The organism is Veillonella sp., from assembly GCF_015058545.1.
In the GTDB taxonomy this organism is placed as follows: domain Bacteria; phylum Bacillota; class Negativicutes; order Veillonellales; family Veillonellaceae; genus Veillonella_A.
In genome coordinates, this window is the sequence record NZ_SVCB01000117.1 from 1 (window position 1) to 17,490 (window position 17,490).

The window sequence follows — 17,490 nt, forward strand, 5'->3', positions numbered from 1 at the left end:
AGGCGGCGATGCCGGCGGTAGATGCGGATGGCTATCCTTTACATTGGGTAGGTTCTTTGCCAATCTGGGAAAACTTTAAGATGTGTATGACTAAAAAATACTTTACCATCCAAGGGCGTGCTACACGGGGGGAGTATTGGAAGTTTTCTTTGGTGCATTATGTGATTGTAATTGTTGCTGCGCTAATTGGCGCAATTCTCGATTCCAGTGAAATTGTTGACGGGGTGCTCAGTTTATTGAGTATAGTTTTGTTTATGCCGTCATTAGCTGTGATGGTTCGACGACTTCATGATACCAATCGTAGTGCCTGGTGGTTAATACTCATTTTAATTCCGGTTATAGGTACTATCGCAGGTATCGTTTTAATGCTTTTAAAAAGCAATCCGTTGCCGAATAAATATGGTCCATTGCCTGATTACAGCAATTATCAGGGGTAATCGTGAGCAATTATTTAGTCATGTAAATTTTACGCGTTGAATTTATAAAACAGTCATAGGCTTTGATGAGACAGGCTTTTCAAAAGTTCGTGAAAAGGTGAGCTCAAAGCTCATGGCTGTTTTTTTGTATACAAAAATGATTGAAAAAGTATGTTAAAATAGAATAAGAGATAGAGACGACTCATAAGCAGTCGTTTAATACTGATAGTTTATTGCCGATTTCGTGTTTTGTTAAATCGGTAGCAGGAGGAGTAGTATGTATTGTAGTCATTGTGGTAAAGAGCTGTCGGCGGAAGACAGATTTTGTCCTAATTGTGGGCAAATGAGAGTCGCTTCGACCGTACCGGTAGTAGCAAATCATCAGAAGAGTTCGCTGGAATTCACTAAAAATATAAAACTATGCCTTATTGAAAAGTACTGTACCATTGAAGGGCGTGCTACCCGCGGTGAGTACTGGAAGTTTATGTTATTTGTAGGACTATTAATCCTTGTAGTTGAATTTCCGTTGATATTTATTACCGGAATGTTTATGAATGCAGCCGATTCCAATGTGCCGTTCTTCTTTTTCTTTTTTATCAGCGTAGCCGGTTGGCTAGCCTTGTTTCCACCTATTATTACCTGTGAAATACGGCGTTATCATGATACCGGCTTCAGCGGTTGGTGGTATTTCTTACATCTTATTCCGGGCGGTAGTTTGATTCTCTTTGTTTTTACACTCTTGCCAAGTCAGATGTATGAAAATGAGTATGGGCCGTTGCCGGATTATACAGATCATGTAAGTAAAAAGTGGTTCAACAATAAGAAGATTTCAGATATATAAGATATTTTGTGCTGTTTCTACCTTATAGGACAAATTGTGTTGGTTTTTAGGCCGATAAGATTAGTAGTTAACTAGTCTTATCGGTCTTTTAAAATGAATGCAAAAAGCGATGGACTCCGCGTCCATCGCTTTTTAGGATTTTTACTCGGTATGTAGTTAATGAATTACTCTTCTGCGTTTTTCGAAGTGAAAGAACGATAGAGGTAGTAAACAAAACCGCAAAGTAAGAGAATGGATACAACCATGAAGCCTACTTTAAATGCAAATACCATCATTTTGAAGGAAATATACATAAATAAGCCGGCTAACAATAACATAATTAAAGATTTCATTCTAAAAGTCTCCCAACTGTTTAAATTTCATTGATAAATAAGTGCAAAATACAAGCAAGGCATCGGTTTGTAACAGAATATATGATGCAGTCGATTATTGGCTTGATTATTGTGCTCTATATAAGCACATTGCTTGCTATTACTGTTTTATTATAGCAAATCTAAAAGTAAATCGCAATATTTCGATATATGATGATTTGTTTTGGATACATTCTTTTGAAGAATATATCCATACTTCGTCCATTAATGAGAAATGACCGCCAATTCATATTAATTGACGGTCACTATTAATTGTTAATTCTTCCTAAGAAAAATTTTTAGTGTATTCTATTTTTTCGGCTGTTTCGGAAAAATAAAGGTTTTTTCAAATTCACAGAACAGCTTTAAGAGTGGCGTATCTAAGTAAGACAAGGCGGTATCACCAATTTCTCGCGGAATTCCGAAGAACGGTTCAGCAATAGAGCCGGCAATGGCTGCCAAGGTATCGCTGTCGCCGCCGATGGAAATGGCATTACGAATGGTATCTTCAAAGTCGTTACCTTCAAGAAAGGCTACGACGGCTTGCGGTACCGTTCCTTTACAACTGCCTTGAAATGTGTAGGTAGGACGAATTCTGTCAATGGTAAAGTTCAAATCGTAATAATTATCTTGTACAAATTTGCGAATATCCTCTTTGGAAGCACCGGTGCGTGCTAAATAAATGGCACCGGCCGTAGCTTGCGCGCCGGCAATACCGTCTGGGTGGTTATGAGTGACAGCTGTTACGGTGTGAGCTAAATTAAGGACTTCTTCTAAGCTGTCGCCGGCGTAGGCACAGCCGCTGACGCGCATGGCCGCACCGTTCCCAAAACTGTTGTATGGTTTTGGGTCTTTTTCATAGAGCCATTGGTAAAACATGCCGCCATAGTCGTAATTAGGACCATGATAAGCTCGTCCCAGAATACGCATTGACATTACGGTTGTTTGAGCTAGCTTTTCAGGGGGAGCCGTAGCAGCCTTTAATAAAGCATTACCAATGGCTATGGTCATCACGGAATCATCGGTAGCATGACAAGGGGGTTTAAAAAGTTCAAATTCTTTAGACTTCAGATTGTCCCATTCAAAACGGGAGCCTACAATGTCGCCTACAATTGCACCTAACATAGTATACGCCTCCTCATTCCAACACCTAATTCAATTAAAAAATAATGAATATTCAGGTTAAAAACCATAAAATTTCATTAGGCTTATATTATACCATATGTTTTTTTACTTAAATATAGAGTCAAAGTTCAACGGATTTTATCAAGATACTTGAAACGTGATTATAAAATGAAGTCGTGAAAAGTTAAAAGAGGGAAACTTTCATTGCGTGTGGAACTCTTTATTTATAGAGTGATGCTTTAAAAGGGAGCAATTTAATTTTTAGGTAAATGGTTTAAGGGGGTTAGTTAATCGGGGAGTGATGGGATGAATTATTGGAATCTAATACGGCGAATTCTTATCGGGTGTTTAATCATGGCTTCGGCATCTATAATGGTTTCCACAAATAGTGTGGATACAGTTTTTGAACAGGCCAAACGATGGGTTGGTTATTGGGAGCAGGGGAAGCAGGCCTTAGGTTTAAAATCCGAGTCAAAGGAGGTAGCATCAGAGTCGGGCGTTGCCGGTGAAGCGAAAGCCACGTCAAAGGATGTGCTGGCAATCGAGGAGCTTAAAGGAGCGCTGACTTCGTTTGTAAATTATCATTTGTTTTTTACGGAGCATGAGTATGCCCGTGCGTATCAATTGCTTTCCGATAATTATCAGTTATATGTGGCCGGTAATTATGAGACATGGGTTAACAGCTTTAGCGCAACCAAAGGCGTTGTCGTATCTTCAATGGATTTAGTTTCACAAACCGAGGATACGATTATCATTAAATACACATTACATAAGTTGGTCGATGAAGGTAACGATACGGTGCGTAGGGAATTTGCCGGTGAAGCGACACTGCGCAAAGAGGGGCCCGTATGGCTAATCGATGAGCTTAAAGAACAACCGTTGTAGGGAGGAGGAGGTTAGTATGTATCAACGAAATGACAAGGGACAAATTATTGGGGCTTGTGTACTGGGGGTATTTTTATTTTTTGGTAATATGTATATGTCCTATGCCAATACGATGAGCGTATTGGAGGAAGCGGCTGATTATGCCGATGAAAGTTATCAGGAACGAAATCAGCAAATACTGGATACTAAAAAGGAAGTGACGACCTTTACGCCACAAGGTGTGACAACTACGGAAACCGAAACAGTAACTAAAACGCAACCGGTAGTAAAACCTAAATCGTCCGATCCAAAAACATTGGCCGCTGACAGTGCTATGAACACCTTTAGAACATATCATCAGATGATTACTGATGGTGATATTTCTAAGGCCTATGATTTGTTATCTGAGAATTATAAGCGAGAAGGGGGCAATTCTTTTTATGATTGGTCCATGGGGTATATCAAAACCAAGGAAAGTATAGTGGATTCCATGCGCGTTATTTCCCAAACAGATGACACTATTGTGATTCAGTATACGTTGCATGCGGAAGACTATACAGGTAATAAGGGCGGCACGGTGGCGAGTAAGTTTGCCGGCGAAGTGACGATGCGTAAACAAGGGTCGGGCTGGCTTATTGATGATATGTCGGCCCGTAAAATTTAGAAGTGAGGCGAATTAATGAAAGAAAGAAAATGGCTTAGGCGGCTTGGAATTTTAATGGCTTTGCTCATAGCGTTAGTAGTTATGGCGGGGTGTGGCTCTGATACAAAGCCCCAGGCTAAGGAAGAAATTTGGCAAAAGACGGATTTGACGGCCAAGCAAAAGGTAGACTCATTACTTGAGGCCATGAGTGATGAAGAAAAAGTCGGTCAGCTGATTTTATTCGGCATGCAAGGGACTCAGGTAAATGACGATGTGCGCTATATGCTGAGTGAATACAAAATGGGCGGCATTATTTTATTCGATCGTAACATGGAATCTAAAGCACAAGTTTCCGGCTTAATCCAAGACTTACAAAAAACGGCTCGTCAAAGTGAAAAAGCACCGCTTTTCGTGGCGGTAGATCAGGAAGGGGGCTGGGTGGCGCGCCTGAGCAGTGAGCTCGTAAAAGTACCGGCTGCCGAACAGCTGGGGCAAGGTACACCGGCGGAAGCCGCAAAACTGGCATTATCAAGCGGTAAAGAGTTAAAATCATTAGGTTTTAATGTGAACTTTGCGCTGGTTGCCGATTTGGGCCTTGCCGATGAACGCTCTTACGGTACCAACGCGGCTGAAGTCATACCTTTTGTGGAAGCCGTAGGTAAAGCCTATCATGAGGCGGGACTTATTTATTCGTTAAAGCATTTTCCGGGCATCGGCCGCACAGTGACGGATTTACATAAAGAAGGAAACACGATTGACGCATCAGCCGATGAATTATGGGCTACCGATTTAAAACCGTTTGAAACAGTGATACAAGCGGTGAATAACGACGACTATATGGTCATGGTTTCTCATGCGGTATACAGCAATCTCGATGATACCATGCCGGCCAGCTTATCTAAGGTTATTATGCAAGATATTTTACGTCAAAAACTGGGCTATAAAGGTGTCATCATTACGGATGATATGGAAATGGGTGCCGTTGCCAATCATTACAGTTTTGGCGATATGAGTGTAAAAGCTATCAATGCCGGTGTGGATATCGTGCTCATCGGTCAGGAATATGACCACGCCATCGAAGGGTACAATGCCATTTTAAAGGCTGTACGCAGTGGTGACATAGCGAAGGAACGCTTAAATGATGCGGTGCGTCATGTGTTATTGCTAAAGCTTAGCCACAATTTGGAGTGGTAAGTGGAGTAAGGGATAAATAGAAATAGGGGATAAGGTAAAGGAGCGATAGATATGTATTGTACAAAATGTGGAGCTAAGCTTAGTGAAAACAGTCGGTTTTGTGCTCAATGCGGCACGGCGGTGGGGCATGTGGTAACACCGGAAGTGAGTGAACCGGCGCAGCCGAATAAAGAGCATCAATCAGAACAGTTCAAAGAAAACAGTCAATTTAATAAGCCTGTGTATGTGGAAGACACGGCACCGGAAGCTCCGGCTGAAGCAAGTCGTGTTGATAATCAGGTGCCGGCGGCTAAGCCGCAAAGTAGTAATACACACTATGCCAACTGGGAGAATGGGGAAGGTTATCCGGCTAATTGGGTTGGTTCCTTATCGTTAATCGATAATTATATTATGTGCCTTAAAGATAAATATGCTGATTTCAGAGGGCGAGCTACGCGCAGTGAATTTTGGCGCTTTGTATTGGCGCAATGGGTGGTTGGCTCCTTGTTAACGCTTATTTTTAGCATGATTTCAGACTATGGCAGTATTATAAGCAGTGTAATCGGACTTGCTTTTATCATACCGTCCATAGCCGTACAGGTACGGCGGCTCCATGATATCGGTCGTACGGGCTGGTGGTATTTAATCGTATTTGTACCATTTGGTGTTATCGTTCTGTTAATTTTCAGCATACAGCAGAGTCAACCGGAAACGAATCAATATGGGCCGTTGCCGGATTATTCGAATTATCAGAAGCCAACGCTTTTTGGCCGTAATTTTTAAAGGGCGGTAAATTTTTTAAAAAAATCTCTTGACAAAGTATATATGTATGTGCGAAAATAGCAACAATCAAATGAGATATGCGATGAACAGGTATAAAGAACTATTTAGTTGCTTACAGAGAGTTGCCGGGCGGTGCGAGGCAATAGAACGGATAGTATCGAAACTCGCCTCGGAGCATTGCGGCTGAACCGAAGTAAGCCGTGACGGTAGTTCCGTTATAACTACAAGAGAACCAACTAGGGTGGTACCGTGTTATAGTTTATGATGCCCCTGGAACACATTATGTGATTCCGGGGGCTTTTTTGATAGATGAAACAATAAAAATATTTAAACTTCAAGTCTATACGTTTTAAATATTATAATCTTCAAATCTTCAAGTCTTACATTCATCGATCAAAAGCATAACTGTTAATATGACCTATTAATGTATATAACGCCCCTGGACGTACAGTGTGACTGTGCCTCCGGGGGCGTTTTTATATTATCCGAGTCAAGATTTTTTAAGAAGAATAGTTTAAAAATAATGGCGCGACGGTTCTTTTGAGAAAGAGAGAGAGCGTGCATCGTGGGTGAGAGCATGATGCGGTGGGGACTCATTTGAGTGAGAAGCGAGGAACCGGTCCCGTGGGTGAGAGCGCGGGGCTCTACCGGTTCGCTTAAGACATGATGAGTTTAGTATGGCAGGTGAGAGCGCCGTACTGATGAAAATTTGAGTAACGAAAGAGTGCGCTAAATATAGGGGCGCTAAGTTGAGAAATAAGAGAGCGAAAAGAGAGGGAATGGATATGAATCAGGGACAGGCAGTCAATAACACAGTTAAAGCGAATACCAATAACACGGTCAATCAGGATCGAGTGTATTTTTTTGATACTACTTTGCGTGACGGTGAACAAAGCCCGGGGGTGTCTTTACAGACGCCGGAGAAGATTGAAATCGCGCAGAACTTGGTGCGCTTAGGGATTGATGTAATCGAAGCGGGCTTTCCTGCTGCATCGCCGGGGGACTTTGAAGCGGTTAAGAAAATCGCCGATGAAGTAAGAGGTGCCACTATTTGCGGTTTGGCCAGAGCTAATAAAGCGGATATTGAGCGGACGGCGGAAGCCTTGAAGGGCGCTGAGCATAGCCGCTTGCATGTGTTTATTGCCACCAGCGATATTCACTTGGAATATAAATTGAAAAAAACGCGCCATGAAGTCATTGAAATCGTAAAAGACTGCTTGGCCTTTGCAGCCGGTAAGTTTGATGAAATTGAGTTCTCCGCCGAAGATGCTTCGCGTACCGACTTAGACTATTTGTGTGAAGTGTTTGCCGTCGCCATTGAAGGGGGCGCGACCATCCTGAATGTGCCGGATACGGTGGGCTACATGACGCCGGATGAATTTGCTTATAAAATCCGCTACATCAAAGAGCATGTAAAGAACATCGATAAAGCCATCATCAGTGTTCACTGTCACGATGATTTGGGCATGGCCAACGCCAACACGTTGGCAGCGATTCAAGCAGGTGCGCGGCAGGTGGAAGGCACCATTAACGGCCTGGGCGAGCGAGCCGGCAATGTGGGGATTGAAGAAGTGGTAATGGCTTTGAAAACCCGCGCCGATATTTACGGCGTAACCACCGCCATCGATATAAAACAGTTCACCCGTGTCAGCAAATTGGTCAGCAAATTGACGGGCATGGTGGTACCGCCGAATAAGGCGATTGTAGGGCGTAACGCTTTTGCCCATGAATCGGGTATTCATCAGCACGGTATGTTGAATAATCCGACCACCTATGAAATTATGACACCGGAAAGTGTAGGCGCCGAGAAAACGAGCATCGTCCTTGGCAAACATTCCGGACGCCACGCTTTTGAAAGCCATTTAGAAGGTATGGGCTTTAAGTTCTCCACTGAAAAGGTGAATGATTTATTCGCTAAATTCAAAGCCTTGGCGGATCGGAAAAAAGAGATTTTTGACGAAGATATTTTGGCCTTGGTTATCGATAATATCGACCATGTAAAAGCAGTGGAACTTGTCCATCATCACTATAAATCGAATGAGCGCGGTTATGCGTACGCTGATGTAAGATTAAAAACACCGCAAGGGATTCGTGAAGACGCAGCTGTCGGTGACGGGTCTGTAGATGCATCGCTCAAGGCGGCGCAACGTGTTATCGGTTTACCGATTGAACTGAAAGATTATCAGGTACGAGCCGTAACGGAAGGGCAGGATGCGCTCGGTGAAGTGCAGGTAACGATTGAATATAAAGGCCGCCATTATAACGGTCGCGGCGTGAGCACCGATGTAATTTCATCCAGTGTGTTGGCCTATATTAATGCCGTAAACTATGTGTATTTGGCCGAAGAAATTGACCGCGAAGTAGCCGTAGAGAGTGAATGATAACATGTAACGCCTTAGATTGAGTTACAACCTGTAGCCGAAGATGTCATGTGATACTAAAGAGGCCGCATGAAGCCGGTTATCGGAAATAAGGCAATAAGAAATAGATTAAGAGAACAAGAGAGATTTAGGAGGATTTCGTTATGGGGATGACGATGACAGAGAAGAACATGGCGCGCCACGCCGGTGTGGATGCCGTGAAAGCAGGCGATATTATTGAGTGCAAAGTGGATGCCGTATTGATGAACGATATTACTTTTCCACCGGCCCTTAAAGAATTTAAAAAGATTGGTAAACCCGTATTTGACCGTGATCGTATTTATTTGGTACCTGACCATTTCACACCGAATAAGGACATAAAATCGGCCGAGCAAGCTAAAGTGATGCGGGATTTTGTAAAAGCCGAAAAAATAACCCATTACTTTGAAGTAGGTCGTATGGGCATCGAACATGTATTGTTACCGGAACAGGGTTTGGTGGCACCGGGCGATATGATTATCGGCGCGGATTCACATACCTGTACTTATGGAGCGCTTGGCGCGTTTGCCACCGGCGTAGGCTCTACTGATGCGGGCGTTGCTATGGCCATGGGGCAGACTTGGTTCAAAGTGCCGGAAGCCATTAAGGTAGAACTTACGGGCAAGCCGAATCGTTGGGTAACCGGCAAAGATATCGTGCTTGAACTTATCGGTCGCATCGGCGTTGATGGGGCTCGTTATAAAGCCATTGAATTTACCGGTGACGGCGTGGCCCATATGACCATGGCCGACCGCTTAACCATCTGTAATATGGCTATTGAAGCGGGCGGGAAATGTGGTGTATTCCCTTACGATGAAACGACTGAGGCCTATGTGACAGGTCGCGTGAAACGCGAATTCACGCCGGTTGTAGCTGATGAAGATGCTGTATACAGCGAAACCGTGACCATTGACTTAGCGGCGTTAAAGCCGGTCGTTGCGTTCCCGCACTTACCATCGAATACGCATTATGTAGATGAAATTGCAAAGGACATCGCTATTGACCAGGTAATCATCGGCTCCTGTACGAACGGCCGTTATGAAGACTTAGCGGCGGCAGCGGCTATTTTTAAAGATTGTAAAGTCGCTGACTTCGTTCGTTGTATCGTTATTCCGGGCAGTCAGGCTGTTTATGATGAGGCCATTAAAACTGGCTTGGTAGATATTTTTGTAGATGCCGGTTGTGCGGTAAGCACACCGACTTGCGGCCCTTGCTTAGGCGGCTATATGGGCATTATGGCGGCCGGTGAACGTACTGTGTCCACGACGAATCGTAATTTCAGAGGCCGTATGGGCCATGTAGATAGTGAAGTGTATTTGGCCAGTCCGTACGTGGCAGCGGCCAGTGCCGTTTTGGGACGCATTGCCGGTCCGGAGGAGGTATAATATGGATTATCAAGGAAAAATTTGGCGCTACGGCGATAATGTAGATACGGATGTTATCATTCCGGCCCGTTATTTGGCGATTGCCGACATGCAGGAACTGGCCACTCACGCCATGGAAGATATTGATACTACTTTTGCACCGAATGTGAAGCCTGGTGATATTATGGTGGCCGGTAAGAATTTTGGTTGCGGCTCCTCCCGTGAGCATGCGCCGGCGGTTATAAAAGCCAATGGCGTGCCTTGCATCATTGCTCATAGTTTTGCCCGCATCTTCTTCCGCAATGCTATCAACATCGGTTTGCCCGTTATTGAAATCGGCGATGCGGTTGAAAAAATCCACGCCGACCATGAAGTGGGTGTCGATATGAGTACCGGTGAAGTGCATAATTTGACGACCGGCGAAGTGTATCAAGGCACCGCGTTACCACCGTTTGTACAGGCTATCGCCAAGGCCGGCGGGTTGGTGAATTTTGCTAAACAACGCAGCGATGCTTAGCTGGTGAATTTTGCCAAACAACGCAGTGATGCTTAAGTAAACTTCACCATCTTTTCCATTTTGGGTATTGAGATTTTGAGAAAAAATAGAGGGAATAGTATGAGTACAAAGAAAACGGTTGTGGCCATTAACGGCGACGGTATCGGTCGTGAAATTGTGACGGCGGCACGCCGTATAGTTGATGCGGCTGTGACAAAAGATAATATAACGATAGAATGGGTTGAAAAAAAGGCCGGCGGTGAAGCCATCGATGCCTATGGCGAGCCATTGCCGGCGGAGACGATTAAAGCTTGTGAAACGGCGGATGCTGTTTTGCTAGGGGCGGTTGGTGGCCCGCAGTGGGATGATGTTGCCCCATCTATTCGCCCCGAAAAAGCAATTCTCGGTCTTCGTAAAGCTTTAGGTCTTTTTTGTAATTTACGACCGGTTCGCATTTTTAAAGCCTTACAAGATTATTCACCGTTAAAGCCGGAACTGGTACAAAATGTAGATTTTGTCATTGTCCGTGAATTGACCGGGGGTATTTATTTCGGAGAACGTGAAGAAGCGGAAGGGGAAGGTCCCAATGAATTGGCATGGGATAAGGAAACGTATCATCGCTATGAAGTTGAGCGCATCATGGATGTGGCCATTGAAACGGCGGCTAAACGTCGCGGTAAGATTACCAGTGTGGATAAAGCCAATGTGTTGGCCTCCTCCCGCTTATGGCGTAAGATTGCCCAAGAGAAAGCGGCGGCTAATCCGGAAATTGATATGGACTATTTGTATGTAGATAATACGGCTATGCAGCTTGTAGTGAATCCCGGCCAGTTTGATGTTATCGTTACGACCAATTTATTCGGCGATATTTTAAGTGACGAAGGCGCCGTTGTGTCCGGCTCACTGGGTCTCTTGCCATCCGCTTCCATCGGTACGGGTACTGCGTTATATGAACCAATCCACGGTTCCGCACCGGATATTGCAGGCCGAGGCATTGCCAATCCTTTGGGCACCATTTTGTCGGCCGCCATGATGTGTCGTTATTCGTTGAACGCACCTAAGGCCGCTGATGCTATTGAAGCAGCCGTTGAAAAAGCCTTGGAAGCGGGTTATCGTACGGGCGATATTTATAAGGACGGCATGCAACGGGTCGATACAAATGGCATGACAGCAGCGGTTTTACAATATATTTAACTAACTTAGCTCAGCCTATTTAATGTCAATTACCTATATTTTCAAACCTTAACTTTAGATAGGGTAAAATATAATGTAGGGAAAGTGCTGCTGATTTGTCCTATAATTTGCTAACTTAAAAGGCGATAAATTCAAAAATAAACTGAACTTATCGCCTTTTTGAATTTTGAAACCACATATTTTCTTATATGTGCCTATATGTGTTTATGTGTGTTTAAATATGTTTATATATGCCTGTATGTATTTATGCGTGTTTATAGTTGCGGGATTTACTTTAATATAATTTATCCAGCACAGAATCGTCAATCTTAAAGGTATGTTCTTCGGCCGGGAATTCACGACTTTTTACATCCGCAATATAGTCTTTTACCGCGTTGACCGTGATGTCATGGAGATTGGCGTATTTTTTGACAAATTTCGGTGAAAAGCCGGTGCTTACGCCCAGTAAATCGTTGCAAACCAGTACTTGCCCGTCGCAACCGTTGCCCGCACCGATGCCGATGGTTACCATCGTTTTGAGGGATTGCGTTACTTTGGTAGCTAAGGCAGCAGGTACACATTCTAAGACACAGGCGAAAGCGCCTGCTTCTTCCAAGGCTTTGGCATCATCAATGAGTTGCTGCGCCGCTTCCATGTCTTTGCCCTGTACTTTAAAGCCGCCGAGTTGATTTACCGACTGCGGTGTTAAACCGATATGGGCTACTACCGGAATGCCGGCGGTGGTAAGTTTCTTAATCAAAGGGGCCACTTCTTGACCGCCTTCAAGTTTTACGGCGGTACAGCCGGTTTCTTTTAAGAAACGGCCCGCATTATGCATGGCTTCCGCCATGTCTGCCTGATAGCTCATGAACGGCATGTCGGCTACCACGAGAGCCGTTGAATTGCCGCGCATTACCGCTTTGGTATGATGTATCATTTCATCCATCGTAACAGGAAGAGTGGATTCGTAACCGAGCATTATATTACCGACGGAGTCACCTACGAGAATCATGTCGATGCCCGCTTCATTTACATTGCGCGCCATGGCTACGTCATAGGCCGTAATCATGGTAATCGGTTCGCCCTGTTCCTTCATTTGTTTGATGGTTGTAATAGTTTTTGGTTTGTTACTCATGTGAAGTCTCCTCCTTAGTAGTAGCTTCATAGTGAACGGAATTAAATAGATCGAATAGTTCTTCCGCCATAAGCGGCGTAATTGTCTGATTCATTAGGGCCAACTGCGTTGTGGCCATGCCCAATTGTATGTAAACCGGAATCATGTTTTTTGGTAAAACCCCTAAATGGCTCTGTACCGTGTTTATATCGCCCCGCGCGATGGGGCCGGTAAGAGCGGAACCGGGATTTTCAGCCTTTTCAAGATTGGCGGCGACGCCTTGGAATAATGGCAAAAGTGCTTGCCAAGCGGCCTTCGAAGGCTTGGTTGAGTCCATAATGACTGAGCCGGAGCCTGAAACGTTGGCCGGTGCTTCGTTGGTTGAGCCTTTGGCTGAGTCTTTGGTTGAGTCTGAAATCTTAGTTGGCACTAACCAACGGCTCATAAGCTCTTGCGCCATGGCCTGTAAGGTGACCGTATAGTTGGCACAGATACAGGCGGCTGCGTGATAGAGCGGTCTGTCTGCGGCGGGAACGTGAAAACTTCGTCCTTCTAAAATCGTTGCCAGTTCATGGGCGGCTTGTTGTGCCTTTTCATCACCGTCAATGGCCATGTAAATGCCTTTTAAAACGGTGTTTTCACCGGCAAAACTTTGCAGAGGATGAAGACTGCCTACGAAAGCGCCAATGTCTTGCAAAGGCTTAAGGGGTGACAGGTCTAAACTGCCGCTGCAGTGTAAGTAAACGGTACTCCCTATAGCCGGCTCTTGTTGAGCCTCGGCAGCGAGGCTTTTGGCGACGATGGCTATTTGCCTGTCCGGTACGGTGAGTAATACCAAATCCGCCTTGGCGGCGAGTTCAGCGTGAGTCATACAAGGTACCTTGTACTTGGTGGCTAATTGGGTGGTTTTTTCAGAAGAAGAACCTACGATGCCCACCAAACGAGTGCTCAAATGACGAGCTAAGGTAGAACCGACTTTGCCCCCGCCGATAATACCGATTTTCATGAAACTCCTTTCTGCTTTTGACGTGCCGCAAGTTTTCATAAAAAAGGCGCACTTCGACCACGAAATGCGCATAAAATTCCTATGTTGCGTCTCGTCCCGGTCTAAAAGATCCAAGCGATAAAACTAGAATAAATTATGAAGTTATAAATCCTGTTGAAAGCGATGTGGTTCTTGATAGATACCACTCTATTTCACTGTTATTATAGCATAGCGAACTGTTTATTGAAATGACGTGTTAAACGCTAACTTATATATTTATTGGAGAACGAAGATTATGAATAAAGCTACAGCAGCAACCATGAATAAAGATTCTGAGAGCCAGCAAAAAGATTTGTCATAATTTGTGAAAATCGTATTGACTTCTTAAATCGCTTGTGTGTATAATTGGATAAAACATATAGTTATCATCTGTGAACAGGAAGAGTAGCTATACAAGTTCGGCTACAGCGAGTCGGGAATGGTGGAAGCCCGGTGCAAGAAAGTATAGTGAATGGACCTGGGAGATGTGGCCCGAACCAGTAGGTAGGCGTCACCGGTCATCTCCGACCGTTACCAAAGGAGCGCGTATCGCCTGTATTGGGTAGGCCGTACGTAGTGAGCCGGGTCTTTTGACCAATCGGGGTGGCACCGCGGATTAACCTTCGTCCCTATGTATTTTGGGATTGGAAGGTTTTTTTTATACCCGTTTTTAGTAGGAGAACAGGATGTAGCGAGTTCAAGATGTTTCAAAATTAGTATATACACATGTGCAAGGCGGGCAGTTCCGCTGGGTCACAGTCAGTACCTTAATGCTTGCGTTAGGTACGATTTTACACTTAGTCAGCCCTAGCGTGGCGGGCATTACGCCGAACTGGATGATTGCTACCTACTGCGTAGCCATTCATTTGACCAGACCAAATTATCGTCAGTCCTTAGGGATTGGTCTTGTGGCAGCCCTAATTAACCTGATGACTTCTAAATCGGCGTTTCCGTATGCGAACTTATTGAGTGAACCGGCCGGGGCACTCACCGCCGCCTTCGTGGTTCACATGTTCAGCCGTTTGAAATTCGGTCGCATGATTGTACCGCCGGTTGTATCCGGATTCTTAAGTACCGTTGTATCGGGCGGGATTTTCGTTACCGTTTTGTATGTAGTTTTAGCGTTACCGACTGAAGTGTACACGAAAGCTATGTGGCCGTTAGTTCTTTTGGTAGCTGCTATTAACGCCGTTATTACACCGCTTTTATATTTGCCGGCACAACGCTTATTCGCGCGCCGCGGTTATTTACCGAAAGCGGATGAAGTTATTTCCAGCGACCATAGTATGTATGAATTGACACCGGCTACGGATGCTAAAATCTCTATTGAACATTTCTCTTATTATTACGGCCAGCAAACCAAGCCGGCTTTGAAAGATATTAATTTAGTTGTAAACGATGGGGACTTCCTCGTTATTACCGGTCCTGCCGGTTGCGGTAAATCCACTTTATGTATGGCCATGATTGGTGCGGTGCCTAAATTCTACGGCGGTCGTATGGAAGGCATGGTATTCGTAAACGGTAAAGCCACGACGCAGGCGGAAATTTCCGAATTGGCTACGGAAATCGGTGTCGTACTGGCCGATTATGACACGCAGCTCGTAACCATGACGGTAGCCGAAGAAGTGGCCTTCGCCATGGAAAACCGCGGTTATACACCGGAACAGATTAAAGAACGAAGTGCCGCAGTTTTCAAACAGGTTGGTCTTGAAGGCATGGAAAACCGTAAGATTCCAAGTCTTTCCGGCGGTCAGCGTCAACGTTTGGCTATTGCCTCCGTGCTTGCCACGAATCCATCCATCCTCGTGTTGGATGAGCCGACCAGTTCCCTCGATCCGGAAGGGACTGCTGAATTGTATCGCTTAGTGGGTGCCCTTAATAAGGAATACGGCATTACCGTAGTCGTTATCGACCACGACCTTCATGCAGTGCTGCCATATGCCAATCGCATGGCCCTCATGGTAGACGGCGAACTTCGCACCGACGATGTGCCGGAAGTAACCTTGCGTTACATGTATGACCACAAAATTTATGTGGACGCATTGCCATCCATCTTCACAACCTATATGCGTCTAGAAGAAGCAGGTTTTGCTTTTGAAAAACCATGGCTCAGCGTGGCAGCTGCTAAAGAAGGTTTAAAAGCCTAGCCAATCAAAGCAGTTGTGAGAGCGGGTAAAGAGTATAAGAGAAAAGCAACATAAAATAGATAGCACTACCGAGTCATTAAAGTTACAGCGGTAGATAAAGAATTAGCTAACGGATTAAAAACAGGAGGTTCGTATGCTGGAGGTTAAAGGCTTGCGTTTCGGCTATGTGCTGGGCCAAGATATTATAGATAATGTAGATTTTTCCATCGGCGAAGGTGAATTCATCGCCATCGGCGGTCGCAACGGTTGCGGTAAAACGACGGTAACCCGTTTATTAATGGGCCTTGAAAAACCGCGCAGCGGCAAGATTTATTATAATGACACAGATATTACGGCGTTACCGCCATCGGAACGAGGCCGTTTCATCGGCTACGTGTTCCAACAGCCGGATCGCCAAATGTTCCGCCCAACGGTGGCTGAAGAAGTGGCCTTCGGACCGGAACAATTAGGTTACACCAAAGCGGAAGTGGCGGATATTACGTCCAAAGCTTTGGCCGATACGGGCATCAGTCATTTGCGCGATGCGTATCCACCGACTTTACGTCGTGGTGAAAAACAGCGTGTAGCCATTGCTTCGGCCTTGGCTATGAAGTCCAAGATTTTAATTCTTGATGAACCGACCAGTGGTCAAGACGGTAGGGAAACACGCGAACTCTTGGAATTGTTGGAAACCTTGCGTGCTACGGGACTTACGATTATCCTTGTTACTCATGACATGGAAATCATGGCAAGCCACTGCACCCGCGCTATTATTGTGGGCTACGGCACGAAAGCGTTTGACGGGAAACCGGAAGAATTATTTACGAACCGTGATGATTTATTTGACTTAGGTCTTACCAAACCGCCATGTGTGGAATTGGCAGAAACGGTACCGGGCCTTGGTTATTGCAAATCAATGGCAGAATTTGAAGCAAAAATGCTGGCCTTAAAGGCTCGCAGTTAGGAGGAACCATGCATCGATTAGTACCATTTACCAAAATATTAATGACCATCGCCTTTTCCGCATGGGCTGTCCTTTTGACAACAACCTATGAATTAAGCCTTTTGTTGGCTTTGGAACTCTTAATTTTATTAGTAACAGGTCTTTTGATTCGCCAATATAAAGCTGTTTTAACCTTAGCCGCCTTCGCCGTGTTCTTGGCAGTGGTACAGTTCCTTGGCGGCGGTACCTTGGAATCGGCTTACGTAACCGGCCTTCGCATGCTTTGCATGACCATGGTCTTCATCATGCTTTTGGCAACCACGAAATTACAGGATTTAACGGCAGCCTTGGTTACGCAGTGTAAAATTCCTTACGAATATGCGTTCATGTTCACTGCAGCCCTTCGTTTCGTACCGGATTTTATTGCGGAAAGCCATGCTGTTCAGGAAGCTCAGGCTTGTCGCGGCTTAGCTTTGGAAGGTAATTTCTTCAAACGCTTTACTTCCTACGGTTCCGTCATTCAACCATTATTGTTAAAATCCTTAGGCCGTTCGGAAACAATGGCGCTATCTTTGGAACTTCGCGGTTTCGGTAATAAAGATCACAGCTTCGTAGCTACGGTTGGCATGAAAGGCTTAGATTATGTAGTGACAGCC

The 17,490-nt window shown here is 44.9% G+C and carries 17 protein-coding genes and 2 other annotated features; of the genes, 13 read left to right on the plus strand and 4 right to left on the minus strand.

Annotated elements, in window-relative coordinates:
* Together E7204_RS07755 and E7204_RS07760 are read left to right on the plus strand one after the other, a co-directional pair.
* On the plus strand, positions 1–437 hold a 437-nt coding region (locus E7204_RS07755), incomplete at its 5' end, for a DUF805 domain-containing protein (RefSeq protein ID WP_295183289.1).
* 256 nt (positions 438–693) lie between these two features.
* Positions 694–1,257, plus strand: coding sequence for a DUF805 domain-containing protein (locus E7204_RS07760; protein WP_295183291.1), 564 nt, complete (start codon positions 694–696; stop codon positions 1,255–1,257).
* A gap of 164 nt (positions 1,258–1,421) precedes the next feature.
* Here the strand turns inward: E7204_RS07760 and E7204_RS07765 are convergent, their stop codons facing one another.
* Positions 1,422–1,589 (minus strand): hypothetical protein, encoded by a 168-nt coding sequence (locus E7204_RS07765; protein ID WP_295183293.1) that lies wholly within the window; start codon positions 1,587–1,589, stop codon positions 1,422–1,424.
* 327 nt (positions 1,590–1,916) lie between these two features.
* On the minus strand, positions 1,917–2,732 hold the full coding sequence (locus E7204_RS07770) for an ADP-ribosylglycohydrolase family protein (protein ID WP_295183295.1): 816 nt from the start codon (positions 2,730–2,732) through the stop codon (positions 1,917–1,919).
* Positions 2,733–3,038: 306 nt separating this feature from the next.
* Between E7204_RS07770 and E7204_RS07775 the strand changes: the two genes are divergently transcribed.
* The 8 genes from E7204_RS07775 (at position 3,039) to leuB (ending at position 11,648) form a co-directional block, all read left to right on the plus strand.
* Complete coding sequence (locus E7204_RS07775) at positions 3,039–3,617, plus strand: hypothetical protein (protein ID WP_295183298.1); 579 nt, start codon at positions 3,039–3,041, stop codon at positions 3,615–3,617.
* A 16-nt stretch (positions 3,618–3,633) separates the two neighbouring features.
* Entirely contained in the window at positions 3,634–4,260 is a 627-nt protein-coding gene (locus E7204_RS07780) for a hypothetical protein (RefSeq protein ID WP_295183300.1), read from the plus strand.
* 15 nt (positions 4,261–4,275) lie between these two features.
* A complete protein-coding gene (locus tag E7204_RS07785; RefSeq protein WP_295183302.1) occupies positions 4,276–5,433 on the plus strand; it encodes a glycoside hydrolase family 3 N-terminal domain-containing protein in 1,158 nt (385 codons plus the stop codon).
* Positions 5,434–5,484: 51 nt separating this feature from the next.
* Positions 5,485–6,195 (plus strand): DUF805 domain-containing protein, encoded by a 711-nt coding sequence (locus E7204_RS07790; protein WP_295183304.1) that lies wholly within the window; start codon positions 5,485–5,487, stop codon positions 6,193–6,195.
* 73 nt (positions 6,196–6,268) lie between these two features.
* Positions 6,269–6,470: a binding site (T-box leader), on the plus strand.
* A gap of 510 nt (positions 6,471–6,980) precedes the next feature.
* Positions 6,981–8,576, plus strand: a complete 1,596-nt coding sequence (locus tag E7204_RS07795) for a 2-isopropylmalate synthase (RefSeq protein WP_295183305.1) — start codon at positions 6,981–6,983, stop codon at positions 8,574–8,576.
* Positions 8,577–8,719: 143 nt separating this feature from the next.
* Complete coding sequence (gene leuC, locus E7204_RS07800; RefSeq protein WP_295183307.1) at positions 8,720–9,979, plus strand: 3-isopropylmalate dehydratase large subunit; 1,260 nt, start codon at positions 8,720–8,722, stop codon at positions 9,977–9,979.
* A 1-nt stretch (position 9,980) separates the two neighbouring features.
* A complete protein-coding gene (locus E7204_RS07805; protein ID WP_295183308.1) occupies positions 9,981–10,475 on the plus strand; it encodes a 3-isopropylmalate dehydratase small subunit in 495 nt (164 codons plus the stop codon).
* 99 nt (positions 10,476–10,574) lie between these two features.
* A complete protein-coding gene (leuB, locus tag E7204_RS07810; protein WP_295183310.1) occupies positions 10,575–11,648 on the plus strand; it encodes a 3-isopropylmalate dehydrogenase in 1,074 nt (357 codons plus the stop codon).
* Between the two features lie 274 nt (positions 11,649–11,922).
* Here the strand turns inward: leuB and panB are convergent, their stop codons facing one another.
* Together panB and E7204_RS07820 are read right to left on the minus strand one after the other, a co-directional pair.
* On the minus strand, positions 11,923–12,762 hold the full coding sequence (gene panB / locus E7204_RS07815; protein WP_295183312.1) for a 3-methyl-2-oxobutanoate hydroxymethyltransferase: 840 nt from the start codon (positions 12,760–12,762) through the stop codon (positions 11,923–11,925).
* Positions 12,755–13,747, minus strand: coding sequence for a Rossmann-like and DUF2520 domain-containing protein (locus E7204_RS07820; RefSeq protein WP_226974408.1), 993 nt, complete (start codon positions 13,745–13,747; stop codon positions 12,755–12,757). The genes panB and E7204_RS07820 overlap by 8 nt, the downstream gene beginning before the upstream one ends.
* A gap of 401 nt (positions 13,748–14,148) precedes the next feature.
* Positions 14,149–14,399 (plus strand) — a binding site (T-box leader).
* Between the two features lie 94 nt (positions 14,400–14,493).
* Between E7204_RS07820 and E7204_RS07825 the strand changes: the two genes are divergently transcribed.
* From E7204_RS07825 to E7204_RS07835, 3 genes are all read left to right on the plus strand, one after another.
* Positions 14,494–15,912: an ABC transporter ATP-binding protein gene (locus E7204_RS07825; protein ID WP_366483646.1), complete on the plus strand. Its 1,419-nt coding sequence runs from the start codon at positions 14,494–14,496 to the stop codon at positions 15,910–15,912.
* A 133-nt stretch (positions 15,913–16,045) separates the two neighbouring features.
* Positions 16,046–16,855: an ABC transporter ATP-binding protein gene (locus E7204_RS07830; RefSeq protein WP_295183317.1), complete on the plus strand. Its 810-nt coding sequence runs from the start codon at positions 16,046–16,048 to the stop codon at positions 16,853–16,855.
* A gap of 8 nt (positions 16,856–16,863) precedes the next feature.
* Positions 16,864–17,490, plus strand: a 627-nt coding sequence (locus E7204_RS07835) for an energy-coupling factor transporter transmembrane component T (protein ID WP_295183318.1), incomplete at its 3' end; no start/stop codon positions are given.